At 68.1% G+C, this 23,971-nt stretch carries 21 protein-coding genes and 3 pseudogenes; 12 read left to right on the top strand and 12 right to left on the bottom strand.

The window, feature by feature from the left end; all coding sequences use genetic code 11:
* The 3 genes and pseudogenes from ACWDUZ_RS32540 to ACWDUZ_RS32530 form a co-directional block, all read right to left on the bottom strand.
* Window positions 1–109, bottom strand: a pseudogene (locus tag ACWDUZ_RS32540) (transcriptional regulator); the annotation flags it as partial.
* A gap of 265 nt (window positions 110–374) precedes the next feature.
* Entirely contained in the window at window positions 375–1,115 is a 741-nt protein-coding gene (locus tag ACWDUZ_RS32535) for an SDR family NAD(P)-dependent oxidoreductase (protein WP_451635396.1), read from the bottom strand.
* A 20-nt stretch (window positions 1,116–1,135) separates the two neighbouring features.
* A complete protein-coding gene (locus ACWDUZ_RS32530; protein WP_451635395.1) occupies window positions 1,136–2,203 on the bottom strand; it encodes an alkene reductase in 1,068 nt (355 codons plus the stop codon).
* 364 nt (window positions 2,204–2,567) lie between these two features.
* On the opposite strand from ACWDUZ_RS32530, the gene ACWDUZ_RS32525 reads away from it, so the two are divergent.
* Window positions 2,568–3,665 (top strand): CE1758 family FMN-dependent luciferase-like monooxygenase, encoded by a 1,098-nt coding sequence (locus ACWDUZ_RS32525; RefSeq protein ID WP_451635394.1) that lies wholly within the window; start codon window positions 2,568–2,570, stop codon window positions 3,663–3,665.
* A complete protein-coding gene (locus ACWDUZ_RS32520; protein ID WP_451635393.1) occupies window positions 3,662–4,354 on the top strand; it encodes an FMN reductase in 693 nt (230 codons plus the stop codon). The genes ACWDUZ_RS32525 and ACWDUZ_RS32520 overlap by 4 nt, the downstream gene beginning before the upstream one ends.
* Window positions 4,355–4,988: 634 nt before the next feature.
* On the opposite strand, the gene ACWDUZ_RS32515 is transcribed toward ACWDUZ_RS32520, so the two are convergent.
* Together ACWDUZ_RS32515 and ACWDUZ_RS32510 are read right to left on the bottom strand one after the other, a co-directional pair.
* Window positions 4,989–6,056, bottom strand: coding sequence for an ABC transporter permease (locus tag ACWDUZ_RS32515; RefSeq protein WP_451635392.1), 1,068 nt, complete (start codon window positions 6,054–6,056; stop codon window positions 4,989–4,991).
* 318 nt (window positions 6,057–6,374) lie between these two features.
* The gene (locus ACWDUZ_RS32510; RefSeq protein WP_451635391.1) at window positions 6,375–6,842 is read right to left on the bottom strand and encodes a cupin domain-containing protein; all 468 of its coding nucleotides are present in this window, start codon (window positions 6,840–6,842) and stop codon (window positions 6,375–6,377) included.
* A 916-nt stretch (window positions 6,843–7,758) separates the two neighbouring features.
* Between ACWDUZ_RS32510 and ACWDUZ_RS32505 the strand changes: the two genes are divergently transcribed.
* Together ACWDUZ_RS32505 and ACWDUZ_RS32500 are read left to right on the top strand one after the other, a co-directional pair.
* The gene (locus ACWDUZ_RS32505) at window positions 7,759–8,007 is read left to right on the top strand and encodes an antitoxin MazE7 (RefSeq protein WP_451635390.1); all 249 of its coding nucleotides are present in this window, start codon (window positions 7,759–7,761) and stop codon (window positions 8,005–8,007) included.
* A 15-nt stretch (window positions 8,008–8,022) separates the two neighbouring features.
* Window positions 8,023–8,394, top strand: a complete 372-nt coding sequence (locus ACWDUZ_RS32500; protein WP_451635389.1) for a toxin Doc — start codon at window positions 8,023–8,025, stop codon at window positions 8,392–8,394.
* A gap of 43 nt (window positions 8,395–8,437) precedes the next feature.
* Here the strand turns inward: ACWDUZ_RS32500 and ACWDUZ_RS32495 are convergent, their stop codons facing one another.
* The 4 genes and pseudogenes from ACWDUZ_RS32495 to ACWDUZ_RS32480 all read right to left on the bottom strand — a co-directional run bounded on the left by ACWDUZ_RS32495 (window position 8,438) and on the right by ACWDUZ_RS32480 (window position 11,183).
* Entirely contained in the window at window positions 8,438–8,590 is a 153-nt protein-coding gene (locus tag ACWDUZ_RS32495) for a hypothetical protein (protein WP_451635388.1), read from the bottom strand.
* A gap of 155 nt (window positions 8,591–8,745) precedes the next feature.
* Window positions 8,746–9,141 (bottom strand): annotated as a pseudogene (locus ACWDUZ_RS32490) (IS110 family transposase); the annotation flags it as partial.
* 380 nt (window positions 9,142–9,521) lie between these two features.
* Complete coding sequence (locus ACWDUZ_RS32485) at window positions 9,522–10,196, bottom strand: GntR family transcriptional regulator (RefSeq protein ID WP_451635387.1); 675 nt, start codon at window positions 10,194–10,196, stop codon at window positions 9,522–9,524.
* 420 nt (window positions 10,197–10,616) lie between these two features.
* Window positions 10,617–11,183: a TetR-like C-terminal domain-containing protein gene (locus ACWDUZ_RS32480; RefSeq protein WP_451635386.1), complete on the bottom strand. Its 567-nt coding sequence runs from the start codon at window positions 11,181–11,183 to the stop codon at window positions 10,617–10,619.
* 121 nt (window positions 11,184–11,304) lie between these two features.
* Here ACWDUZ_RS32480 and ACWDUZ_RS32475 point away from each other — a divergent pair, with 121 nt between their 5' ends.
* The 3 genes from ACWDUZ_RS32475 (at window position 11,305) to ACWDUZ_RS32465 (ending at window position 13,832) form a co-directional block, all read left to right on the top strand.
* Window positions 11,305–12,558: an MFS transporter gene (locus ACWDUZ_RS32475; protein ID WP_451635385.1), complete on the top strand. Its 1,254-nt coding sequence runs from the start codon at window positions 11,305–11,307 to the stop codon at window positions 12,556–12,558.
* Between the two features lie 118 nt (window positions 12,559–12,676).
* Window positions 12,677–13,474: an alpha/beta fold hydrolase gene (locus ACWDUZ_RS32470; RefSeq protein WP_451635384.1), complete on the top strand. Its 798-nt coding sequence runs from the start codon at window positions 12,677–12,679 to the stop codon at window positions 13,472–13,474.
* A 193-nt stretch (window positions 13,475–13,667) separates the two neighbouring features.
* Window positions 13,668–13,832 (top strand): hypothetical protein, encoded by a 165-nt coding sequence (locus ACWDUZ_RS32465; protein WP_451635383.1) that lies wholly within the window; start codon window positions 13,668–13,670, stop codon window positions 13,830–13,832.
* 286 nt (window positions 13,833–14,118) lie between these two features.
* Here ACWDUZ_RS32465 and ACWDUZ_RS32460 read toward each other — a convergent pair whose 3' ends face one another.
* Window positions 14,119–16,386: an ATP-binding SpoIIE family protein phosphatase gene (locus ACWDUZ_RS32460; RefSeq protein WP_451635382.1), complete on the bottom strand. Its 2,268-nt coding sequence runs from the start codon at window positions 16,384–16,386 to the stop codon at window positions 14,119–14,121.
* A gap of 235 nt (window positions 16,387–16,621) precedes the next feature.
* Here ACWDUZ_RS32460 and ACWDUZ_RS32455 point away from each other — a divergent pair, with 235 nt between their 5' ends.
* The 3 genes and pseudogenes from ACWDUZ_RS32455 to ACWDUZ_RS32445 form a co-directional block, all read left to right on the top strand.
* Entirely contained in the window at window positions 16,622–17,440 is an 819-nt protein-coding gene (locus tag ACWDUZ_RS32455) for a DUF1684 domain-containing protein (protein ID WP_451635381.1), read from the top strand.
* 255 nt (window positions 17,441–17,695) lie between these two features.
* The gene (locus ACWDUZ_RS32450) at window positions 17,696–18,823 is read left to right on the top strand and encodes a M20 family metallopeptidase (RefSeq protein WP_451635380.1); all 1,128 of its coding nucleotides are present in this window, start codon (window positions 17,696–17,698) and stop codon (window positions 18,821–18,823) included.
* 226 nt (window positions 18,824–19,049) lie between these two features.
* Window positions 19,050–19,388 (top strand): annotated as a pseudogene (locus ACWDUZ_RS32445) (IS982 family transposase); the annotation flags it as partial.
* Between the two features lie 21 nt (window positions 19,389–19,409).
* Here the strand turns inward: ACWDUZ_RS32445 and ACWDUZ_RS32440 are convergent.
* Together ACWDUZ_RS32440 and ACWDUZ_RS32435 are read right to left on the bottom strand one after the other, a co-directional pair.
* A complete protein-coding gene (locus ACWDUZ_RS32440; RefSeq protein ID WP_451635379.1) occupies window positions 19,410–20,204 on the bottom strand; it encodes an alpha/beta fold hydrolase in 795 nt (264 codons plus the stop codon).
* A 46-nt stretch (window positions 20,205–20,250) separates the two neighbouring features.
* Window positions 20,251–21,339 carry an NADH:flavin oxidoreductase/NADH oxidase gene (locus ACWDUZ_RS32435; RefSeq protein WP_451635378.1) on the bottom strand — a complete coding sequence of 363 codons (1,089 nt, stop codon included), beginning with the start codon at window positions 21,337–21,339 and terminating at the stop codon, window positions 20,251–20,253.
* A 384-nt stretch (window positions 21,340–21,723) separates the two neighbouring features.
* Here ACWDUZ_RS32435 and ACWDUZ_RS32430 point away from each other — a divergent pair, with 384 nt between their 5' ends.
* Both ACWDUZ_RS32430 and ACWDUZ_RS32425 read left to right on the top strand, forming a co-directional pair.
* Window positions 21,724–23,025, top strand: a complete 1,302-nt coding sequence (locus tag ACWDUZ_RS32430) for an MFS transporter (protein WP_451635377.1) — start codon at window positions 21,724–21,726, stop codon at window positions 23,023–23,025.
* Window positions 23,025–23,966 (top strand): polysaccharide deacetylase family protein, encoded by a 942-nt coding sequence (locus tag ACWDUZ_RS32425; RefSeq protein ID WP_451635376.1) that lies wholly within the window; start codon window positions 23,025–23,027, stop codon window positions 23,964–23,966. Before ACWDUZ_RS32430 ends, ACWDUZ_RS32425 begins: the two co-directional genes overlap by 1 nt.
* The last annotated feature ends 5 nt before the right edge of the window (window positions 23,967–23,971 follow it).

Genomic DNA, 23,971 nt, shown 5'->3' with positions numbered 1-23,971 from the left:
TCGGTGTGGCGATGAATCCGGCGAGCGCATCGAGCTGCCGGGCGACGGCCTCGTACCCTTTGATGCCGCGAGCCCCGTATCTGCCGAACTCGATGTTCCTCTCCGGCACGTTCCTCTCCTCGTTCCGTCTTCCCCGGGCGCGGCAGCATCTTACTGATCGTCGTTGCGGCGGCGCCCCCTTCGGTAACTGCGCGACCCCTGTCCGAACCAAAGCCGTCGGAAACCGGCATCGATCCCGTGAACGTGAGCTCTCGGCCCCGTCGCCCGTGTATCCGCCGAGCGCGCGCAGTTCACCTGCCGCCGACGGGGCACGCGTCCCGCTGGGGTCGCGTGCCCATGTGGCATGTGGCACGGCCATCAGGACGCCGGTGACGTCAGGTCATGAACCTGCCGCCGTCGACGTTGATGGTCTGTCCGGTGACGAATCCCGCGTCGGGGGACGCCAGGAAGAACACCGGGCCGACGAGGTCCTCCGGCACCTCGTCCCGCCTGAGTGCCCGGCCGACGCGCTGCGCCTCGAGCACCTCCTCCGGGAACGTCCTGCGGACCGGCTCGGTGACGGTGAGACCCGGAGCGATCACGTTGACCGTGATGCCCCAGTCGCCGACCTCACGGGACAGGGACCGAGTGAACCCGATGACACCGGCCTTTGCAGCCACGTAGTGGGCCTGGAAGCGGGTTCCGTCGAAGAAGGAACCGGAGCCGAAGTTGATGATGCGGCCCCAGCCGTTCTCCTTCATCAGGGGGAGCAGGGCGCGGGTGGTGAGGTAGGTGCCGGTGAGGTTGATGTTGATGACCCGGCGCCACTCCTCCGGCTCGATGTCCTCGAAGCCCGTGATGGGGAACCAGCCGGCGCAGTTGATCAGGACGTCGACCCGGTCGGCCTGCCCGCGGATGGCATAGGCGAGAGCCTCGTTCCCGGCCTCGCTTGAGATGTCCGCCGTGACGGTGATGAGGTTGGCGTCGTCATTGAAGCCGTCGCGGAGCCGCTCAAGTGCCTGCTCGCTGAGGTCGGTGGCGATGACTGTGTCGCCGTTTGCGAGGAAACGTGCGACCAGCACGGCTCCGACGCCACCGGCGGCCCCGGTGATGACTACGACTCGGTTGCTTCGCATGATCTGTACCTCACTTCTGTTCAGGCCGTGCTCTCGGCGAGCGTCGGGTAGTCGGTGTAGCCGCGCTCGTCGCCGCCGTAGAACGTGGTCCGGTCGGGCTCGTTGAGGGCTGCGCCCGCCTTGATCCGGGCCACCAGGTCGGGATTTGCCAGGGCCATGGCGCCGACGGTGATCACATCGGCGAGGCCGTCGTTCAGGTCCTGCACACGGGTCTGGATGTCGGCGCCGGCCCGGTTGAGGAGCAGGGCCCCCGGCCAGTCGCCGCGGATGCTCTTCAGCAGCGCTTCGTTGCCTCCGTGCGCCACGTGGAGGTAGGCCAGGTCGAGGCGTGCCAGAGCGCGCACCAGGGCGCCGTAGAGCTGCGGCGTGTCATTCTCGACAATGTCGTTGAAGGGGTTGCCGGGCGAGATGCGGAATCCTGTCCGGCCCGCCCCGATCTCGTCGGCGACCGCGGTGGCGACCTCGACGGCGAAGCGGATGCGGTTCTCGATGGAACCGCCGTACTCGTCGGTGCGCTGGTTGGCGTTGCTGGACAGGAACTGGTGCAGCAGGTAGCCGTTGGCGCCGTGGATCTCCACGCCGTCGACGCCGGCCTCGATCGCCGCGGCCGCTGCGCGCCGGAAGTCCTGGATTGTCTCCGCGATGTCCGCCTTCGACAGTTCGCGCGGTTCGGGGATCGGCTGCATGCCGCCGGCCGTGAACATGCTGGCCTTGGGCTGCACCGCCGAGGGGGCCACCGGCTGGCGCCCGTGCGGGGTGTTGTCCGGGTGGGAGACACGGCCCACGTGCATCAGCTGGATGACGATGCGACCACCCTCCGCGTGTACCGCGTCGCTCACCTGGCGCCATCCGGCGATCTGCTCGGCGGTGTGGATGCCGGGCGTCAGCAGATATCCCTGACCGTCTTCGGAGGGCTGGGTGCCCTCCGTGACGATGAGGGCCATCGACGCGCGCTGGGCGTAGTAGAGGGCGTTGAGCTGGGTCGGCACGCCCTCAGGAGTGGAGCGGTCCCGGGTCATCGGCGCCATGGCGAGGCGGTGCGTGAGGGCGATGTCACCCAGCTTGACGGGGTTCCAAAGCGTGGACATGAAGTCTCCGATCGATTTAGGTGGCTGGCTAGTGATTGATTACCACGGTAGATTTACATGCTCGGCCATGTAAAGCGCCCATCTCTGTGGCCCAGGTCACAGCCACGCGGTGCAACCAGGTGGGTGTCATGCCCCCTCGCTCCGCCGTGCACCTTCGAAATATGGCTCTGACCAGGGTCTCTTTCACTTATTGAGAAAGTCGGCGGGCATGGTCGGCGCAACGGCATCTGTGGGTGCTTGTTGCCGCGGGTGAGTCGCTCAGGGAGCGGGCTTGCGGATTACATGTTTGAACACTTAAATTGGCTCGCATCGACCGAGACGCAGCGCCCACACCGCGTGCCTCGCCAGCTGGAGGGCAGTTCCCATGCAGTTCGGTGTCTTCACCATCGGTGACGTCCGACCCGACCCCGTGTCCCAGCGCACCCCTTCCGAGCAGGGGCGGCTGCGGATGATGGCCACCATCGCCGCGAAGGCGGAAGAAGTCGGCTTCGACGTCTTCGCCACAGGCGAGCATCACAACCCGCCCTTCGTCTCGTCCTCGCCCACCACACTGCTCGGTTACATCGCGGCGCGGACGGAACGGATCATCCTCTCCACCTCGACCACGCTGATCACCACCAACGACCCGGTGAAGATCGCGGAGGACTTCGCGGTGCTCCAGCACCTCGCGGGCGGCCGGGTGGATCTGATGATGGGCCGGGGTAACACCGGACCGGTCTACCCCTGGTTCGGCAAGGACATCCGTCAGGGCCTCCCGCTCGCCATCGAGAACTACGCGCTGCTGCACCGGCTGTGGCGGCAGGAGTCAGTGGACTGGGAAGGGCGGTTCCGTACCCCGTTGCAGAGCTTCACCTCCGTTCCCCGTCCCCTCGACGGCGTGCCACCCTTCGTGTGGCACGGCTCCGTACGCAGTCCTGAGATCGCCGAGCAGGCCGCCTACTACGGGGACGGCTTCTTCGCCAACCACCTGTTCTTCCCCAAGGACCACTTCACGCGTCTGGTCAACCTGTACCGGGACCGCTTCGAGCACTACGGCCACGGCAGCCATGACCAGGCCGTCGTCGGCCTCGGCGGCCAGGTGTTCATGCGCCGCAACTCCCAGGACGCCGTACGGGAGTTCCGTCCGTACTTCCAGAACACGTCCGTCTACCGCGGGGGCCCGTCCCTGGAAGAGGTCGCCGACTACACGCCGCTGACGGTGGGCAGCCCGCAGGAGGTCATCGACAAGACCCTGTCCTTCCGCGAGACGTTCGGGGACTACCAGCGCCAGCTGTTCAACCTGGACACGGGCGGGATGCCGGAGAAGACCGTGCTGGAACAGCTCGACCTGTTCGGCGAGATCCTCCCCGTACTGCGCAGGGAGTTCGCCGCGGGGCGGCCCGCCCATGTGCCCGACGGCCCCACCCATCCGGCGCTCCGAGCGGGCGAGGCCGCGACGACGGCGAAGTGGCGGACGGCATGAGGACCTGGAACCTTGTGGTCGTCTCGGCCGGCCTGAGCGACCCGTCCTCCACGCGGCTGCTGGCGGACCGCCTCGCCGGCGCCACGCGAAGCGAACTGCGACGTGCCGGGTACGCCGTCGACGTTTATGTCATCGAACTGCGGGATCTGGCGGCCGAGATCTCCCGTCACCTGACCCTGGGCTCTCCCGGACCAGACCTCGCCAAGGCCCTGGACCGGGTGACCCGGGCGGACGGGCTCATCGTCGTCACCCCCATCTTCGCCGCCTCCTACAGTGGGCTGTTCAAGTCGTTCTTCGACCTGATCGACCCCATGGCCCTGATCGGTACGCCCGTCCTGACAGCCGCCACGGGAGGAACCAGTCGGCATTCGCTGGCCCTGGAGCACGCTCTGCGCCCGCTGTTCGCCTACCTCCATGCCACGGTCGTTCCCACCGCTGTCTACGCCGCCACCGAGGACTGGGGCGCCGTAGGCGATTCCCGTACCGAAGGACTGCCGACCAGGATCACCCGAGCCGCACGTGAGCTCGCGACGCTCGTCGGTGCCCGTGCGCAGGACGCTCCGCCCGCCACGGAACACGGCGGAGACGGTCCATCGACCGCCCTTGATGAGGGCGTCGTTCCGTTCGCGGAGCAACTCGCCGCGCTCGCTGTCCGCCCGCCGTTTCCGGACCGTCCGCTGCGCAGGTGACGCCGTGCTCCGGATGTCAGACACCCAGCCTTCCACCCTCCTGATGCCGCCCATCGGCCGCGAAGGGTCATAGCGGCGACACCGCCGTTGACCTGGCGCCGAAGATGCTGCCGCCCGATCCGGCTGCACAGTGCCGGGGACTTCCCGGAAGGCGTGGCGGCCCTTCACCAGGCGCTCGTACGGACACACTCACGCGCCCGCAGCCCAAGCCGCAGCCGCAGCCTCGACAAGAGGTTCGATAGGACGTCGCCACTGTTCCCGGAGGTGGTGCGGACCTCCGTGAGCGGGGCGCCGATGGCGATCCGCCGGCTGTTTCCCCTTTGTCGCCCGTGAGCGGAGAGGACGAGGGCGGCTGGGCGCCGCCGGGACTTTGTTGCTCGCCCACTCGCCTCTTGTACCTCAGGACGTCTCGGCCCGCCAAAGGCTCGCTGTCGATGCCAGGGAGACGCTTCCGTGACCGAAGCCGCCAACCGGAAGGTCGTCGTCCAGCCATCCACCGCGGTGAGGGGCCCATCAGCCACGCCATCATCGGCCGTGGAGGACTGGCTGAGATCCGGCGACTGCAGGGCAGACGCCGGTCGGGATCGTCGGCGTTCTCGAACAGCGACCTTTCCACCGTTCATCCGTGGGATATCTACGCCGATGGTGTGGCGGGCGATGCGGTGGCTCGGCGGGCGGTGGCGCGGTTGAGGACGAGGATGAGGCCCATGCTTGTGAGGACCCACACGGTGAGGACGGTGATGCCGCGGAGGTAGCCGGCGCCGTGGAAGTAGGAGGTGCCTTGCAGGGCGCGGACGCCGAGGCCCACGGGGAGAAGGCCGGAGAGGGGGCGTAGCAGGCTGGGGAGGTATTCGGGTGGGAGGGTCCCGCCGCTGGTGGCGTTGCCGAGGATGAGGAGGAGAGCGGGGGCGAGGAGGGTGGCGGCGGAGCCTGCGGCGCGCATGATGAGGAGAGTGGCCGCCCCGACGGACATGGCGAGGAGCGTGGTGACGGCCGCGACGGCGAGCAGGTTACCGGGGAGGGCGTTGAAGCCGGTGGTGCCGACGATGAGCGCGGTGGTGGTGCCGCCGACGGCGGAGAAGGCGGTGAGGCTGGCCAGACGAAGGCGCGTGGAGAGGCGAGGCGCCATCTGGTGAGAGGCAACGCCGAAGAGGTAGCCGGCGAGGACGAGACCGAAGCTGGCGTAGAACGTGGACAGCCCTCGGGTGTCTCCTGCCGAGGTCGGCGTGACGTCATGGGTGGTCAGCGGAGTCTGTGAGGCCGTGGCGACGCTGCGGAAGACGTCGTGGAGGGTGCTCGTGACAGCAGGGCCGTTTGCTCCCGCTTCCAGGAGGCTGGCGCGGGCGCCATCGCTGGTGATGACGTAGGCGCCGTAAATGTGACGGTGCTCTACGGCATTGCGGGCCGCGGCAGCAGTGGGGTAGGTGGTGAGCGTGATGGCTCCGGGTGTGGTGGCCTGGAGTGTCCGCTCCACGGTCTCGACGTTCTGGGTGGGGCCGACGATGCCGACGGGGAGGTTTCTGGGTTCGGGGGCGTGGAAGGCGGCGAGGAATACGGCCACGAACAGTGTGCCGATGATGAGGCCGACCATGATGGGGGTCAGGACTGCCTGACGAGTGCTGGGGCCGTGCCGGGCGGAGGTGATGTTCTCGGCGTGGTGGGGTGTGGTGGGTTCGTGCCGCAGCAGGCTGGGAGCGGTCATCGTCTTGCCTTTTCGAATCGGTGGTGCATCGTCGGTGGTGCATCGTGCTCGGCGTCGAGCCGCCTTCGCTGGTCGAACGCCGTTTCCGCCCCGGGATGTGTGAATGGATCAGGTCTGCCGCGGATGGATCGAAGACGCTGCGCTGACCTGTTGAGGTACGCGGCGAGCTGCTCGCACCGTGAGGAGACAGAAGGGCGGTGGGCCGGTAAGCCGCGCGGGCGGGGCAGCGATGCACCCCTGGGCGGCTTCTGGCGGCTGCGGCCCGAGGCCCGGTGTACTTGCGTGCCGCGGTCGGCTGTGCACAGTGACCTTCCGCTCTCAGCGGGGTGGGCCAAGGACGATCTGGCCGTAGAGGTCGGCGGCTTCGGCCATCTTGGCGGGGTCGAGGGCGAAGTCCTTGGGACGGGGGGTGGTGATGTCGCGTCCCGCGTGGCGGAACATGCCTTCGATGCCCGCGGGGGTGGCGATCATGAGGAGGTCGGCGGTGTCGGAGGTGATGCGGTAGCTGTGGGGGATGTTGCGGGGGAGGTAGACGATGCCGCCTTCGGTGATTTCCATCTGGTCGTCTCCGGCCCACAGCAGGGCGCTGCCGCTGATGAGCATGAAGACCTCGTCCTCGCGCGTGTGCATGTGGAAGGGCGGAGCCTCGCCCTTCTCGACGCGGAACCGGCCCACGGTCAGCTGTCCGTCGGTGGCCTTGCCGTCGAGCAGAACGGAGAACGTGCTTCCGTCGATCCACTCCAGGGTCTGCTGCTCGTCCGCTTGCGCCAGAAATACCATGCTCATGACTGTTCATCCTCTTCTCGTATGAAGGCGCGCCTGCCATCGAACGATGTTACTTGTCCAGGCAGGTAAATCGATCTTAGGGAGATGCCTCGCGCAACGCAAGGAGCGGGGCCCAAAAAGGTTGTTCGAACATGATTATGGCCGCCGGAGAGGGTAGCAGATCATCCCACCGATGAGCGGAGCTCGCAGTGCGACATGGGGAGGACGTCTGTGTCAGGTCATCGAGCTGCCCTGGCTCGTAGTACTTGTTTGGACATCTTACTCTCGGCCAAGCGCTCTCCTTGGGGTGATTGGAGCTCGGTTGTCCATCCAAGGAGGCGGCCCAGTCACGGAAGCCCCCTCCAGTACCTTGTTCGATCAACCAATGTGGGGGGTGCCCGTAGCCTGCTTGTAGACGCGTTCGCCGGCGAAACAGCGCTGCTCGCCCTAGGACCACCCCGACCGGGTGCGCCTCGGCTGCTTCACCCCACAAGGCCTCGGCGGCCGTCATGGCGGTGCGATGATCGGGAAAGTCACGGCCGGGGCGGATGCCGGAGAGGGATCGGTGATCCGTGGCCGCGCCGCCGTGACGGCCGGCGGGAGGCGGTAGAAGGACAGAACAAGGTGAGCGAGCTGTATGCGGCCCACCTGTCGGCGGCCGGCGTGGTGGGTCACGCGGACACCGATGACGCCCTCGGCGGGTGAGAGAGAGGAAGCCGTGGCAGGGCACCCGGTTCGGCAACAAGCCGGCGATGCGGCGCGAGGTTCGTGGTCCGTCGATGTACCACTCCGGTGGTGGAGCCGGCCGCGATCGTGCCGAGCCGACCCAGGTCGGCGTAGTTGTCATGCTCGTCATCCAGCCTGCCACCACTGGCATTGCCCGATGCCCCAGGCGGAAAGGTAGCGCGGCGCGTATACCTTGAGGAATACTGCGGATATGGCTGAAACCACCGTCAAGGTCGATACGAGCACCAGGGACACTCTGCAGGGCCTCGCCGCCGCCGAAGGTCTGTCTGTGAAGGCTTACCTGGCCAAGGTGGCGGGAGAGAAGGAGCAGGAGCGAGCCCTGCGGACGGCGACCGCCGCTTTCCGTCGCGCGATCAGCGAGCCCGGCGTCATGGACGCCTTCGACGCCGAGTTCGGCGGGCTGCCGCCCGTCGCGTACGACACCTCTCGGGCGGCCTGACCTGTGCCTCCCGTCGTGTACGCCGACTACCGGTGGTTCCTCGAGCGCCAGGAAGAGATCCTCCGGGACGACCTGACCGTCAACGACTTCTCTGTGCTCGTCGGCATGGCCCAGCGCCACAGGGTCGACCCACCCCGGCATGATCAGCACCATCCCGACGCCTTCTGGCGGGCTGCGGTCATGCTGGAGGAGTGCGTGCTGCTGCGCCCGCTCCCGGCCCGCAATGAGGTGTACGGATACGGCGTCGCCATCGCCTACTTGGAGGCCTCCGGAGAACGCGTAGACACGAAGTTCGAACTCTGGCGGGAACTGATCCACGACATCCGGGGGCTGCAGCTGGACTCGTACGGCATCGCCGAGAGGCTGCGTTCCTGGCGCCAGGCCTGATCCGGCCCGGCGCCGCGTTTGTCCACGGTATCGGATCCGGCTTTCACGCGGCAGCGACCGCTGATGACAGGGCGTCGAAGCGGTGGGCCATGAGCTGAGAGCTGACGGTGCCGATGAGTTCTCGGGCCTGATCGAGGAGTTCCCGTTCCTGGTCGCCGTCGCCGCACTGGTGGACAGCGTCGGCCAGGTCGAGCACTGCGTAGAGGTGGTGGCGCGGGTAGTCGGATGCGGTCGCCTCGACGCAGCTGCGCCGGTCGACGATGACCCCGGCGGCTGCGTACGGAAGGTCCAGCGCAGCTTGTTCGCCGCGGCGGTTCGGTTCCGCACGAGACGGCGACGGCGGTCGACGAGCGGTTTCACGTCCCGCGCGGGCCCGGCGAGGTTGGCGCGGGGCAGGCCGGGCTCGCGCAGTGCGGCCCGCGTCACCGCCTCCGCGTCGATCGGATCGGACTTGCCGCGCTCGCGGGCTGAGCGGCGGGCTCCAGCCATCAGCCGCGTGTGCGTCCACACCACGGCATGGCCGGCAAGCAGCAGATCAGCCTCGAACCGGCGGGTCAGGAGGCGACAGTCCTCGATGGCGAGCAGGACCTGGCCGAACTGGCTGATCCACTTGGTCGCCTGCTGGTGACCAGTCGGGGCAGCGACAACGGTGATCTCGCTCTTCCTGCGTCCCAGCGGGTCGACCGTGACCAGCGTGTGCGTCTTCTTGTGTCCGTCGATGCCGACGACGTGCAACGGAACCTGCATGGCACAGTGGAATGTTGAGGATCACCTGCACCACGGGGGCACGCCTCAATCGGGCTGGCGCAACATCGGTGTACCTGCCTGCGCACGCATCAAGAGGCGTGATCGACGGCCCTTCCGACCGCCTGAGGACAGCCGAGGCGTGAAGCCCCTGAGAGTCACTGCTGAAGGAGAAGTGAATCGCTCGGTGACTGCTGCCGTTACGTAGGAGGTTGCGCTGCATGGCTTTGGACGAGATCAGGGAGAGAGCTGCCTGCCGGAGCGTGGCCGGTGAGCGTCTGCCGGTGCTCGGCGGCCGTTTACCCCGCGAGGTGCTCGCGGACGCGGCTCGCCACGTCCCGTTTCGCCGGTCGGTGCAGAGGCGGGGCAGGGCCCGGCCCGGCTCAGTCGCCTTCGGATTCCTGGTGGTTGGTCTGGCGCGCGGCGAGTTCGCGCAGTGTGGTCGTCGCCGCATTGCGGACGTGGGCCTCGCATGCTCGGCGAGCGGCGTCGGCGTCACCGCGTACGGCCGCGGCCTCGTGAATGGCTTCAAGTTCCCGGACGGTCTCCGGCCCCCGCCCCTCGGCCTGCATGGACAGCCCGCGCAGCATCTGCACACGGGCATGGATGCCGCGCAGGGTCGAATCGATGACCGGATTCACGGCCCCGGCGGTGAGGACGTTGTAGAACTCGTCCTTCATCGCCAACCGCTCCGCCAGATCGGCCTCGCAGTAGGAGCGTGAGAACCACCGGACCACCTCTCCCAGCCGCTTACGCTGCTCGGCGTCGGCCCGTTCGGCGAACAGGGCCCCGGCCAGGCCCTCCAGCGCGCACCGCACCTCGTAGAGCGCCTTGGCGTCGAAGGCCGTGAGCTCGGTGATGACCGGACCACGGTTGGGCACCGTCGTCACCAGGCCCTCGGACTCCAGCTGCCGCAAGACCTCACGGACAACCGTCCGGGAGACCTCGTACAACGCGCACAAACGCGCCTCGACCAGCCGCTCCCCGGGTTTGAACTCCGCTGCCAGAATGTCCTGGCGCATCAGCTGGAGCACCTGGGTCCGCAGTGGCGCAGCCACACGCTGTACTCGTTGCCCTGCCACGAGGCTGCCTCCCACGTTGAAATCGTATTACGCTAATATACCCTGTTGTTGCCCAACGAGGTCCAGCCGGGTGTGAGCGTGGCCGGCGTCTTCCCGACCGCAGCGCCTCGATCCGGCCGGTCGGTCTGGTGCCGTACGAGCAGAACGACGAGTGGACCGAGGGTCGCCGCTGCCCGGGACTCGACCAGCCGGCCAAGATCCGGCTCCGCCCGATCGGGCCGGAACCGACGACACCGTCCGGCCCGCCGAACTCATCGCCCAGCCCCGGAACCAGGCCACCCCCACCTGGCCGCCGGCACACCGCATCGGCGGACATGGCCCAGAGCGGCCACCGCCCCGTGATGGGCGGCTGCCGCTGCCCGACCGGGGCGCTCTCGCGCGGTGGTGTGGGTGTTGTCAGTCCGGAAGGAGGTGCGAGACGAGGGTTCGTGTCCACTCCGGGGTGAGGGGGAAGTTGGTGAAGACGGCCCGGTAGTAGAGGGGGGCGAGGATGGCGTCCGTGGTGTGTTCGAGGGTGGGGGGGTGTGCCCCCCTGGCCTGTTCGCGTTGGAGGATGGCTTCGAGTTGTCGCTGGCGTTCCCCGCGGCATGCGGCGGCGCCCTGTTCTCCGCCCGTGCCGATGGTGGCGCGGACCAGGGCGAGGGTGTCGGGGTCGCTGAGGTCCTTGGCGAGGTCGGATGCGTAGCGTTCGAGGTCTTCGCGGAGGCTCCCGGTGTCGGGTACCACGATGTCGCCGGAGAAGCGGCTGGTGGTGACGTCGGCGAGGAGGTCGGCGACGGAGCCCCAGCGGCGGTAGACCGTGGTGGCGTGCACGCCCGCACGGGTGGCCACGACCGGAATGGTCAATGTTTCACCGGACTCGTGGGCGACCAGTTCCCTGACGGCCCGGTGGACGGCCGCGCGGACCCGGGCGGAGCGGCCGCCGGGGCGGGTGCCGGTCTGGGGTGATGGGGAAGTGGCCATGGGGCCAGTATTGCACTGATGACTGCTTTTTTGTTGCAGTGATCAGTGCGTTTATTTTGCAGTGATCACTGCGTTTGTGCTACCTTCGAGCCGCTAAAGCAACGATCATTGCGAGGTAGTCATGTCTGTGCAGTCCGCAGTCCCCATCGCAACGCCCGCCGGCGGCAGGCATCGTGTGCTGGGCAAGGGGGCCTTCTCCGCGGTGGCGGCTGTCTTCGTCCTCTTTCTGGCCGCCTCCAGCTCCCCGTCCCCGCTCTACGCCGTCTATCAGCAGCAGTGGCAGTTCACGGCGTGGGTGCTGACCGTGGTCTTCGCCCTCTACGTGGTCGGCATGCTGGGCTCACTGCTCGTCATCGGAGCGCTGTCCGACCATCTCGGCCGCCGGCCGGTGCTCGCCGCGGCGGTCGGGCTGGAGATGGTGGCGCTCGTTCTGTTCCTTTTCGCGGGGAACGTCTTCGTCCTGTCCGTCGCCCGGGTGCTGCAGGGCATCGCGACCGGCGCGGCGACGACCACCCTGAGCGCCACTCTGGTCGATCTCGAACCGTCGCACGCCCGCGGACGTGCCGGTGTCGTCACCTCGGTGGCTCCCCTGACCGGGCTCGCCCTGGGTGCTCTCGGCTCCGGTGTGCTGGTGGAGTTCGGTCCCGCCCCCACCCAGCTGGTCTACGCGCTGCTCTTCGGCGCGATGGTCCTGGCGGCATTGGTCGTCGCCCTCATGCCGGAGACCTCGCCGCGTCGGCCGGGAGCCGTCGCCTCCCTGCGTCCGCGGGTCGCACTGCCCGACTACCTGCGCGCGGACATCGTCCCGGTGGTACCCGCGATGATCGCGGGGTGGGGCCTGGCGGGAATGTACCTCTCGCTCGGCCCGTCCGTCGCCGCCGGGCTGCTGGGACTGCACAACCGCCTGATCGGCGGCGTCGTCGTGATGCTCCTGGCGGGCACCGGAGCCATCGCGATCGCCCTGCTCCGCTCGCGTCCCGCGCCCTCGCTGCTGGCCCCCTCCTCCGCACTGCTCGGACTCGGCACCCTGGCCTCGCTGGCCGGAACGACGTGGAACCTCGCCTGGCTCGCCGTCGTCGGCACCGTCGTCGCAGGCTTCGGCTTCGGCTCCTCCGTCCTGGCCACGTTCGGTACCTTCGCCCGTCTGGCCAGGCCGCACGAGCGCAGCGCCGTCTTCGCCCTGGCCAACATCATCGGCTATCTCGGAAACAGCGTGCCCGCCGTGCTCGGCGGAATCGCCGTCACCACCCTGGGCCTGATGACCGCCACCAAGATCTACGCCCTGGCGATCGCCGTACTCACCTTCACCGCCCTCGTCCTGCGCCTGAACCAGACACGGACACAGCGCCGTACCGGTGTGACCTCGTCCCGGTGAGGCGCCCCCGTCCGACGCCGGCGGAAGGCCGTCCGACCCCGCCCTCCCTCCACACCAGCTCATTGCCCCGCATCCCCTGACGCGGAACAAGACGGACAAGAATCAAGGAGACACCCGGATGTCTGCAACCAGAGTCAAGAAGAACCTCCAGGTCCAGCGAGCGGACCACACCACGATCCGGTACACGGCCAGCGGTCCGGCCGACGGCCCCACTGTCGTCCTCATCCACGGCTGGGCGTGCAACCGCGGCGACTTCGACGCGGTCACCGACCACTTGCCCGACGACTACCGCGTCCTCGCGGTCGACCTCGCCGAGCACGGCGAGTCGCGGTCGACGCGGGACGTGTGGACGATGGAGGAGTTCGCCCACGACGTGGCGGCAGTACTGGAAGCCGAAGCGGTGGACACGGCCGTGGCGGCCGGGCACTCCCTCGGCGGTGCGGTCGCTGTCGAAGTCGGCCGGCTCCTGCCCGACACCGTGACACACGTGGTGGCACTCGACTCACTCACCTACCTGTCTCTCTTCCCGGCGCAGGACACGCAGCAGACGGACGCGATGGTGCAGATGTTCCGTGTGGACTTCGCCGGGGCGGTGCGGGGCCTGGTCGAGGGCGGCTCACCGGCAGACTTCGACCCGGCTCTCAAGGACGCCTACTTCCAGAAGATGGTCGCCGTCCGGCAGCCAGCCGGTCTGCACTCCATCGAGGGCCTGGTGCGCTGGGACATGGACGCGGCTCTGCGCGAGACGAAGCAGCCGATCACCGTGTTCGCGATACGTGACTTCGTGACGCAGGAAGCGATCGACCGCTATGGCGACCGATTCGACATCGTCCTCATCGACCTGGGCAGCCACCACTTCCCCGTCGAAGCCCCCGAAGCCACCGCGAAACTCCTGACCGACCTGATCACGGGTTAGGGACCGCGTGAACCTTCACTCGCCCGTGAAGACCGGACACCGTCCATGTCGGGCCGTCACCCACCGCCGCGTCCGGGACCACCATGACTGATTTCCTCTTCCGGCGGCAGGCCGTCCTTCGCTCCGGCCCGGCATCGTGATCCAGCTCTCATCATGGCAGTGCAGCAGATAAGACTGCTTCCCTGTCGAGGGGGTGACAAGAAGGACGGAGTGGGCGGAGCCGACGGCCGAGCCGGAGCCGGTTCCTACCCAGGCGGCCTGCGACGGCGAGTCGGGCTCGGTGGTCGCGGTCTCGCCGCACGCACCGACGGTCGTGCACAAGGGCGACACCGTCACGGTGAGTCTCTGCACCGGCTGACCTGAGACGCCCTGCCCCCACCCCCGGGTTATGGAGGTGCGGGGCAGGGCTCCCTGCCGCTCGGCGCCGCCAACGACAGGGGCTGATGGGATCCTGTCCGCGCACAGGACATCGGCGCTGCGCCCGGGCCGGAAGTTCAACAGGGCGGCCGGCTGCGCGATCCTCGGGCCGTGATCGGTGCTGTCCACGCCTGTCACCTCAACCGGACCCAGAACAAACGGATCTCCGGGGCGTGCAGGTTTTGGTCTCGCGCGCTTCCGCCTCCGGCACCGCCGCGGAACCTCGCTCAGCGGTCGAGCCAGGGAGAGCGGTGCGGGTGCGCCAGGCCGTCGTCCACGGACACCTCAAGCTCGAACCAGACGGTCTTGCCGCGCCCGCTGGGCGAATTGCCCCACGCGGAGGCAAGGGCGGAGACGATGAGCAGGCCCCTTCCGCCCTCGGCCTGGTCCTCCGCACGGGGCAGGGTCACGGGCTCGGCCGGGCGGGGGTCGCTGTCGCGCACCTCCACCCGCAGAAGGGTTCCGTAACGCCGCACGTGGACGTTGACGTCGCTGTCTCCATGGACGAGGGCGTTGGTGACCACCTCCGATGTCAACAGCTCGGCCGTGTCGGCCAGTTCGGACAGCTCCCAGGCGGCCAGCCAGTTTCGCAGCCGTTCCCGAGTGCGGTGGACACCTCGCAGGTCGCGACGCTGAATGGCGTACTGGCGCACGTTGGCCCGCGCCTCGTCCCGGGGGCCTTCGTAACGCAGAAGCAACAGGGCGGCATCGTCACCGCGGGAGCGGAGTCCCACGGCAGTGTCGATGATCCGGTCGGCCAGAGTCTCCAGCTGCCCGTCCACCATCCGCGCGGTGGAGCCCAGCGCGTGGGCGAATTCGTCGTCGGAGCCGGCCAGCCCGTCGGTGTAGAGGGCGAGCAGCGTGCCGGGGGCGAGGGGGACGTCGGTGGCCCGGTAGACGGGGCTCTCCTGCACTCCGAGCGGGACACCGATGTCGACCACGGCCTGGAGCGGGTGGCCGTCTGCCGTGCGGATGAAGGGAGGGGGGTTTCCGGCGGTCGCGAGGCGCATCGTTTCCCCGGCCGGGTCGAGCAGCACACAGCAGCACGTGGCGAACAGGTCCGTCTCCAGGTCGAGGAGAAGCCGGTTGGTGCGGCTCAGCACCGTCACAGGGTCATGCCCCTCCGTGGCGTAGGCGCGTACCGCGCTGCGCAACTGGCCCATCACCACGGCCGCCGTCGTGTTGTGGCCCTGGACGTCTCCGATGACCGCGGCCACGCTGCCGTCGGCCAGGCTGATCAGGTCGTACCAGTCGCCGCCGAGATCGGTTCCGTCCAATGCCGGTACGTACCTGCTGGTGGCGAGGACACCGGGCGGCTGGGGCAGCATGCGTGGCAGAAGGGCCTGCTGCAACTTCTCGGCGAGGGCGTACTGCGCGTCGGACAACTGGGTGCGTTCGAAGGTCTGGCCCAGGAGGGTGGACACAGCAGTGAGCACCGCCTGGGCAGACGTGACGTCCGGGCTGGTGGCGCCGAGCCCCAGGGCACACACGCCCACGACACGGTGGCTGCTCATCAAGGGCAGCATCACCCACGTACATCCGCCCTCATCGGTGTCTGCCGTCTGCGGCGTCTCCAGCAGCCGGCCGCGTGTCGCTTCGCTCGTCCCGGGACAGACGAGTCGGCGCCGTTGAGCGATCGCGTCCGTCTCGGGCGCATGCCTGCTCAGCGGCAGACCGTCGAGCGAGCGCAGGTACTCCCGTGAGCAGCCCGACGCGCCCACGAGACGCAGCCGGTCCGACTCGATGAGGCTGATGGAGATCGCCTGTGCCCCGAAGGCGGGCACGATGCGTTCGAGGACCCGGGCGGTGGCCTCCCTGGTGCGGTTCGTGGAGGTCAGGAGCAGGGCGAGCTTGTGCAGGTGGTAGACGAGCGGGGCGGTTCGCGGGGCGAACGCGTACAGGGACGAAGCGTCCGTTCCGTCCTTTCGCGGTTCGGCGGACACGACGAGGGGCAGCGGTGCCGGAGCCATGGACACGCCCTGGGCCGCGAGTGCCTCCAGCCGGCGGGAGAGCAGGTCCGCCGTGCGAATCAGGTAGGTCTCGTCCTCTTCGGGAAGGGCGCGGAAGGGCTCGGGCCAGAAAGCGGTGAGGGTACCGGCCCGGCGCGGCCCGCAGAGCAGGGGCACGGCGGAGACCGTGGAGGGAAACGACACGGAGACCGCCAGCGAGACCGCGACTTCCGGGTGCTTGGCCTGGATGTCGATCGAGTGGCGTGTGGTGGTTTTGCCGGACTGGAAGGCCGCTGCCGAGGCGTAGGCGTCGTCGTCCACCGCCACGCTCTCCAGCGAGGCCACGCCGAGCGGTGACACGACCATCACGGTGGCGTCCAGTGTCGATGTCGTCTCGGCGTGAAGATAGATCCCGACCGACGAGGCACTCAGATCACGCAGGCACTGCCGGGCGATGTCGGCCAGCACCTTGTCCCGCTCCGCCAGCTCCGACGCAGGTCGCTGGGGTGCGCGTCGCCCGGCTTCGGCAAGTTCTGTGAAGTGCATAGACAACCGGACCGTTCGGCAGACGCCGATGCGGTGTCCACCTTTCTCCTCCCGGTCAGCGTAGCGCGATCAGTGCGCCTCGGCGCGGCGACAGGGAGCCGATCCTGCGCACCGTCGGCGCCGTGACCTGCGTCGACGACGGCCAGGAGGAACAGGAACGGAATGAACCGCAAGATCGTCGCTGTTGGGGCTGAGGGGGGAGACGTCTGCACCACGCCCTGCAGGAGGAGTTCACATGGCCCGGGACGACGAACGGCAGAGTTTCACCGAGGCGTGGGAGCGATGGCACCACCAGAAGGAGCGGATCCTCGCCGGTCCCCACGGATTCCTCGCCATCACCAGCCTCCACTGGTTGGGCGAGGAGCCGGCTCGCTTCGAGGATGCTCCTGGAGCCTGGTCGAGCACCGCGAAGGGAGTGGTGGTCGAGCTGGCCGAGGACGAGGAGCTGACCGTCGACGGCCAAGCGGTGCACGGCTGGTACGAGTTCGGGGTGATCGCCGAGCGGGACAGCCGGTACGCCGGTGCGGGCGACGCCCTGATCGAGGTCGCCAAGCGCGGCGGCCACGACATCCTGCGTCCTCGCCACCCCGGCAACCCACTGCGTACGGCGTTCACCCATACCCCCGTATACGCTCCCGACCCGCGGTGGGTGCTCGGGGGACGCTTCCTCCCCTTCGGAGAACCGCGCCCGGTCACGGTCGGCGCCACAGTGGAAGGACTCGAACACGTCTATGACTCGCCCGGCCGGATCGAGTTCGGGTTCGATGGCGCGGTGCACCGGCTCACCGCCTTGAACGGCAAGACGCCCGGCAGCCTGATGGTGCTGTTCACCGACCGGACGGCAGGTGTGACGACGTACGCGGCAAACCGTTCTCTGCACATCGAAGCCCCGGACGCCGAGGGCCGGGTGAACCTCGACTTCAATCGCGCGGGGAACCTGCCGTGCGCCTACACCGACCTGGCGACCTGCCCATTGCCGCCGAAGGAGAACCAGCTGCCCTTCGCGGTCGAGGCGGGTGAGAGAATTCCCCTGGAGCGGGGCGGACAACCCTGATCGTTTCGTGGACGGCCCTGAGTCGCCGGGCTTCCTGCATGCCGTGTGCATCGTCATGTCGAGGACGAACAGGGGCTCCACGACCGCCTTCGCCCTTCGGATGCCGCCGCAGAATGTGGGTGAGAACTGGTGGACACGCACGCGAACGAGGTGACCGGGAGCGACCTCGATCCCTCCGAGGACTCGGCGGAGTCCACCGGACCTCTGCACTCCGCGCTGCCCGATCGCCAGGCGCTCTCCGCTGTCTCCGCGTGGGTGCACGACCACTCGGACGACATCTTCACCGACATCCAGGACCTGGTTCGCCTTGAGACGCCCAGCACGGACAAGCAGCTGCTGGACCAGGCGGTCGTCTGGCTGCGGCAGCGGACCGAACAGGTGGTCGGAGCGCCGGGGGACGCCAAGGTGTTCGACGGCGGGGAGTACGGGAATGTTCTCGCCCTGACCTACGGGGGCACCGGCGACGCCGTCGTCACCTTCTTGTGCCACTACGACACCGTGTGGGATGCCGGAACCCTCTCGGGCTGGCCGGTCACGGTCGAAGGGGACGTGGCAGAAGGCCCGGGGATCTTCGACATGAAGGCCGGATGCGTCCAGGCGATCTGGGCCCTGGCCGCGGTTCGCCGCTCGGGCCTGACGACCCCGACAGTGCACATGCTGTTCACCGGCGACGAGGAGATCGGCAGTGAGGGGTCGCGCGACATCATCGAGCGTTACGCCGCCCTGTCCGATCTCGTGATGGTCTTCGAGCCGAGCGAGGAGGGCCGTATCAAGACGCAGCGCAAGGGGACCGGCCGGTTCTTCGCGACTGTGGAAGGCCGGGCCGCGCATGCGGGCTCTCATTACGAGCAAGGGGTCAGCGCGCTCGACGAGTTGGCCAGGCTGACCCTGACGCTGCACGGGTTGACCGATCTGGCTGCGGGCACCACGGTGAACGTAGGGACGGCGCATGGTGGCACCCGCTCCAATGTCGTCGCGGCCCTGGCAACGGCAGAGATCGATGCCCGGGTCTCGCGCGCCGCCGAGATGCGGCGCATCGACACGGCCCTGGCAGAAATCCGCCCCCACCATCCGCATGCGCGCATCACGCTCACCGGAGGATGGAACCGCCCGCCGATGGAGCGGTCGGAGCTGACGACCGGCCCGTACCGCATAGCGCGCTCCGTGGCGGCTCTCCTCGACTGCGAACTCGGTGAGATCGCGGTGGGAGGCATCAGCGACGGGAACTTCGTCGCCGCGCTGGGCGTGCCTGTACTCGACGGCATGGGGGCGATCGGCGGGAACCCGCACGCCCATGGCGAGTACATCAGTCTGTCTGGTTCTCTCGAGCGGACGGCGATCGCCGCCGGGGTCCTCGCTGCCCTGCGTGTGCGTCGTCCATGACACGCGGCTCGCTGAAGTTTCCCCGTGATCTCGGACACGTGATCGTTGTGCGGCGAGGGTGTGCTGGTGCCGCTGCCTGGTCTCCACCGGGGTGAGGTAGCCGTAAGTGGGGTGCTTGTGCAGGCGGCGGCGGTTGTGGAAGGTCTCGATGAAGGAGGAGACTTCGGCGCGGGCGGTGGCCCGGTCGTCAAGATCCCAGTCTCCAGGTGTCCACGTTCAAGGGGAAGCTTCACGTCCTGGGCAGACCCTGATCGGCGACAAGAACTACTTCGGGGAGGACTTCGAGCACCGACTCGCCGACCTGAAAGTGCGGTTGCACCGACCGGCCCGCAAGGGCGAGCCGGAGCGGCCCGGATCGCAGCTGTTCAAGCCTCTGCGGCAGGTCATCGAGTCGGTGGACGAAACGTTCAAGGGCCAGCTCGACCTCGAACAACATCGTGGCCGCGCCCCGGCGGGCGTGATGGCCCGCGGCCTCCAACGCATCCTCGCGCTCACCAGCGTGATCTGGCACAACGATCACACCGGCCAGCTCGTCATGCGTGCCCTGACCGCCTATGACCAATGAACCCCTTGGAAGCAATCATCTCTAGGCGGACAGCACGTCGACCAGGAGCTTGGCGGTGCCTTCGGGGGATTCGACGGGGAAGTGGTGGCTTCCCAGGTCGACGGGCACGAAGCGGAGGCGATCGCCGTAACGCTCGATGGCCTCCTGCGTGAGGATCCTGCGCACCGCGAACACCGTGATCGGCTGCTTGACCTCGCGCAGTGTGGCGTCCATGTCCCAGTGCACCAGGCCCTCGATCGATCGCAGGCCCGCGGGCTGCCGCACGGCCACCATCTTCTCGAAATGGGCATCCTTCAGTGCCGGATCGGTGTCCTCCAGCGATCCGCCCTCGACCAGGCCTCGCACCGCGGCGCGGAAGTCCTCGTGGAAGGGTTGCAGGATTGCGTTGGCCGTCTGCTCGTCCTGGGCGGGGAAGAGTGCGAGGTAGTGCAGGGCGTCGAGCGCAATCACCTGTGTGACCACGTCGGGCAGGAGCCGGCCGACTTCGACGGCCACCGCCCCGCCGAGGGAGTGCCCGGCCACGACACAGCTGTCCACCGATTCGGCTTCCAGCACGGCCTTCACGTCGTGGGCGAACTCCTCCATCGTCCAGGTGTTCCGGGTGGAGCGGGACTCGCCGTGCTCGGCGAGGTCGATCGCGAGGGCGCGACAGTGCCCGGGCAGGTGGTCGGTCACCGCGTCGAAGTCGGTGCGGTTGCAGCCCCAACCGTGGACGAGGACCAGAGTGGGGCCTGTGGCGGGACCACTGATCGTGTACCGGATCGTCGTGTCGCTCGAGCGCTCAACCTCGCGGCTGGCCGCAATCCTGTTCGTCATCGTCATCCCAGTTCTCGTGTGGTGTTCCCAGGTGGCGGGTCGGGCTTTACAGCGCCCGGTGGTACTGGACCGGCCAGGCAGCCGGGTCGTGGGGGCGGTTGCGCAGGGCCAGGTAGGGGTCGCGGAGCAGGGCGCGTCCCATGAGGACCGCGTCCGCTTGGCCGTCGGCCAGGATCTTGCCGGCCAGTGACAGGTCGCCGATCTGTCCGACCGGGGCGACCGGGAGTCCGGATGCCTTCTTGAGGGTGTTCGCGAACTCGACGTTGACGCCGTCCTGCTCCGGCGGGCGGGCCTGCAGGTCCCGCGTCAGCACTCCGGAGGAGACGTCCAGGAGGTCGATGCCCACGGCCGCCAGTTCCTTGGCGAACACCGCTGCCTCCTCGATGGTGATGCCGCCCTCGACCCAGTCGGTGGCGGTGATGCGGACGAAGACGGGCTTGTGGGCCGGGAAGCTGTCACGGACAGCGCGGGCCACCTGCAGCGGAAGGCGCATCCGGTTGTCCAGACTGCCGCCGTACTCGTCGTCACGGTGGTTGGCCAGGGGGGAGAGGAACTGGTGCAGCAGATACCCGTGCGCTGTATGGATCTCCACGACCTCGTACCCCGCCAGGTGGGCCATGCGGGCGGCCTGGGCGAAGGCCTCGATCACCTCCTCGATGTCGGAAGGGGAGGCCTGCCGGGGCATGCTCAGATCGCCGAAGGGGGTCGGTGACGGCGCGATCAGTTCCCACCCGCCGTCGGCCACGCTCACGGGGCCGTTCTGCCCCTCGCCCTCCCAGGGAACCTGATGGGAACCCTTCCTGCCCGCGGCAAGCAACTGCACCGCGGGAATGGCGCCACGCCCGGCTATGAACGCCGTCAGACGCCGGTGCGCGGCGGCCTGGTCCTCGTTCCAGATTCCGAGGTCCGCCGCAGTGGTCCGATGCAGCGGACCGACGGCGTTGGACTCGACCATGACGAGCCCCACCCCGCCGAGAGCGCGCGCACCGTAGTGCACGAGGTGCCAGTCGGTCGGCTTCCCATCGGTTCCCGCCGCGTACTGGGCCATGGGCGACATCCACACCCGGTTGGGGATCGTGACCTCCCGCAGCCGCAGCGGGGTCATTTCCGCGCCCGTGAACTCTGTGCTGGACACAGCTGGACTCGCTTTCTCCGTCGTGTGTATGCCGGCCATACGGATGGTTGACAGTGAACGTACCGTAGCACGATACTCCGTGCCAATCTGCGGTCCGGCAAGCGAGAGAAGAGGCCCTGTACAGAGCCGGACGTGCATCCGTTGCCATGGGGCGGCATGACGCGGTGGTGGGCCCGACCAACGGCACGACGTGACAGGAACCCCTCTCGGCAGGTCGCCGGCCCGGCCGAGTCCTCGTGCCCTTTCGGCGGAGCAGCGTGTGCGACCTGCTCGGACACCTGCACCGGGTTTTGCGCATGAATCGGTTTCGTCCCGGATTGACGGAACTCTTTCCCTCACTACGCTTTCGAAGGAGAAGTCGTGTCAGCAGAGGAGCACGCCGTCGTGATCCGACGCGCCGACAGTCACGGCGCATCGACCAGGACGACCCTTGAACAGAAGAAGGCGATCTGCGCCGGCTCGCTCGGCAATGCGGTCGAGTACGTGGACTGGGGAATCTATGCGTCCCTGGCTCCGGTATTCGCGGGCCAGTTCTTCCCCAAGGGCAATCCCACTGTTGCCTTCCTGTCCACACTGGCGATCTTCGCCGTGGGATTCTTCATGCGTCCGCTCGGCGGCCTGGTCCTGGGCGCCTACGCCGACCGGTACGGCCGCAAGAAGGCCTTGACCCTGACCATCAGCCTGATGTCGATCGGTGGTCTGGCCATCGCGGTGTCCCCGACCTATGAACAGATCGGCGTGTTCTCGCCTCTGCTGCTGCTGGTGGCCCGGCTGGTGCAGGCGTTCTCCGCCGGCGGCGAGTGGCCGAGCTCCGTGTCGTACATCGTCGAGAGCGCGGCGCCCGGGCGGCGGGCGTTCGCCGGGTCTTTCCAACAGGTGTCGACGGCGGGCGGGATCCTGCTCGCTTCGCTGCTCGGGCTTGTCGTGACCTCGGTTCTGAACGACGAGCAGATGCAGGTGTTCGGATGGCGGATCGCCTTCGCGGTCGCTGCCGCCCTGGGGCTGGTGGTCCTGTGGCTGCGCCTCCGCACGGACGAGAGCCGGCACTTCGACGACGCAGAGCTGACCGGCGCGTCGCACAAGCCGGTCACGGCGCTGTTCGCCGAGCACAAACTGAGCATGCTCCGGGTCGTCGGGATCACGGTTCCGGGCACGATCATCTACTACCTGTGGATCACCAACATGCCGGGCTATGCCAGCACGACGAACGGCCTCGACCTGGACAAGGCGCTTCTGGCGAATTCCCTCGCGGTCGTCCTGTTCATGGTGCTGCTTCCGCTGGGCGGAATCATGTCGGACCGCCTCGGCAGACGCTCCACCTTCATGGCCTTCCTGATCGGTTTCGCGCTGTACGCCTGGCCCGCCTACCGCATGCTCGACGGCGGCGGCTTCTGGACGCTGCTGCTGGTCGAAATCGTCGGGGTGGTCCTGCTCGTCGGCAACTCCGCGAATGTGGCCGCCATCTACGCCGAACTCTTCCCGACCTCGGTGCGCACGACCGGGACTGGACTTCCCTATGCCACGGCCGTCGCGCTGTTCGGTGGCACCGCACCGTACTTCACCACCTGGATGGCCAGCATCGGGCACCAGGACAAGATCTGGATCTACATCGTCGTCTCGGCACTGATCGGCATGGTCACGATCATGACGATGCCCGACGGCGCGAAGAAGGGAACACTCGACTGATGGGTTCGAACCAGGGAGTATCGACCGAGCTTGAGCCGTGGCAGTGGGACGAGGCCGTATGGCGGGGCCATGCCGAGCGCGTCCGCGCTGGGCGTGATCTGACGCCACGGGTGTGGCCGGGCGGCGCTCGTATGGCCGTGGCGCTCTCTTTCGATCCCGACCACGAGACGCTCTCGCTCCGCGAGGGGGAGACCTCGCCCGGCGCGATGGGCAGGGGCGAGTTCGGGTCGCGCGTGGGATCCCGCCGGATTCTCCAGCTCCTCGACAAGTACCAGATCCCGGCCACCTTCTTCGTTCCCGCGGTGTCCGCGCTGCTGCACCCGCAGGAGACCAAGGACTATGCGGCAGCGGGCCATGAAATCGGTGCGCACGGCTGGATCCATGAGCGAAACGCGCTGCTGGGCGCGGAGGACGAGCTCGAGCTCACCCGCCGCAGTGTGGATGTCCTGGAGAACCTCGTCGGTCAGCGGCCGGTCGGCATCAGGACACCGAGTGCCGACTTCTCCGACTCGACTCTGGAGATCCTGCGAGACGTCGGCTTCAGGTACGACTCGTCGCTCATGGCCGACGACATGCCCTACGAGATCCTTTCGAACGGACGGCCCACGGGTCTCGTGGAAGTGCCCATGGAGTGGATCCGCGACGACGCGCCCTACTTCATGATGACGCGGTTCGGCCCCTACCGGCCCTACACCCCGCCTCGCGCCTGGGTCGAGATCATGAAGGACGAGTTCGACTCAGCCTACGCCGACGGGGCTCTCTTCCAGCTGGTCTGCCATCCGCACATCATCGGCCACCGCTCGAGGATGTACGCGCTGCGCGACCTGGTCGAGCACATGACGGCGCACGAGAACGTGTGGTACGCCACGCATGGTGAAGTCGCCGACTACGTGTGGCGCACTGCCGGCCGGGACACGGAGCACGGCGTCCGGCAGCAGTAGGGCGG

The organism is Streptomyces sp. NPDC003393, from assembly GCF_053589015.1.
The sequence above is the reverse complement of the archived record's forward strand: the minus strand, read 5'-3'. Positions and strand labels throughout refer to the sequence as shown.

Coding starts and splice junctions, on each gene's coding strand:
- ACWDUZ_RS32530 (WP_451635395.1), bottom strand. CDS start 2,203: ATGTCCACGCTTTGGAACCCCGTCAAGCTGGGTGACATCGCCCTCACG.
- ACWDUZ_RS32515 (WP_451635392.1), bottom strand. CDS start 6,056: ATGACCGCTCCCAGCCTGCTGCGGCACGAACCCACCACACCCCACCAC.
- ACWDUZ_RS32425 (WP_451635376.1), top strand. CDS start 23,025: ATGGGTTCGAACCAGGGAGTATCGACCGAGCTTGAGCCGTGGCAGTGG.
- ACWDUZ_RS32520 (WP_451635393.1), top strand. CDS start 3,662: ATGAGGACCTGGAACCTTGTGGTCGTCTCGGCCGGCCTGAGCGACCCG.
- ACWDUZ_RS32525 (WP_451635394.1), top strand. CDS start 2,568: ATGCAGTTCGGTGTCTTCACCATCGGTGACGTCCGACCCGACCCCGTG.
- ACWDUZ_RS32460 (WP_451635382.1), bottom strand. CDS start 16,386: ATGCACTTCACAGAACTTGCCGAAGCCGGGCGACGCGCACCCCAGCGA.
- ACWDUZ_RS32475 (WP_451635385.1), top strand. CDS start 11,305: ATGTCTGTGCAGTCCGCAGTCCCCATCGCAACGCCCGCCGGCGGCAGG.
- ACWDUZ_RS32505 (WP_451635390.1), top strand. CDS start 7,759: ATGGCTGAAACCACCGTCAAGGTCGATACGAGCACCAGGGACACTCTG.
- ACWDUZ_RS32510 (WP_451635391.1), bottom strand. CDS start 6,842: ATGAGCATGGTATTTCTGGCGCAAGCGGACGAGCAGCAGACCCTGGAG.
- ACWDUZ_RS32470 (WP_451635384.1), top strand. CDS start 12,677: ATGTCTGCAACCAGAGTCAAGAAGAACCTCCAGGTCCAGCGAGCGGAC.
- ACWDUZ_RS32440 (WP_451635379.1), bottom strand. CDS start 20,204: ATGACGAACAGGATTGCGGCCAGCCGCGAGGTTGAGCGCTCGAGCGAC.
- ACWDUZ_RS32455 (WP_451635381.1), top strand. CDS start 16,622: ATGGCCCGGGACGACGAACGGCAGAGTTTCACCGAGGCGTGGGAGCGA.
- ACWDUZ_RS32480 (WP_451635386.1), bottom strand. CDS start 11,183: ATGGCCACTTCCCCATCACCCCAGACCGGCACCCGCCCCGGCGGCCGC.
- ACWDUZ_RS32535 (WP_451635396.1), bottom strand. CDS start 1,115: ATGCGAAGCAACCGAGTCGTAGTCATCACCGGGGCCGCCGGTGGCGTC.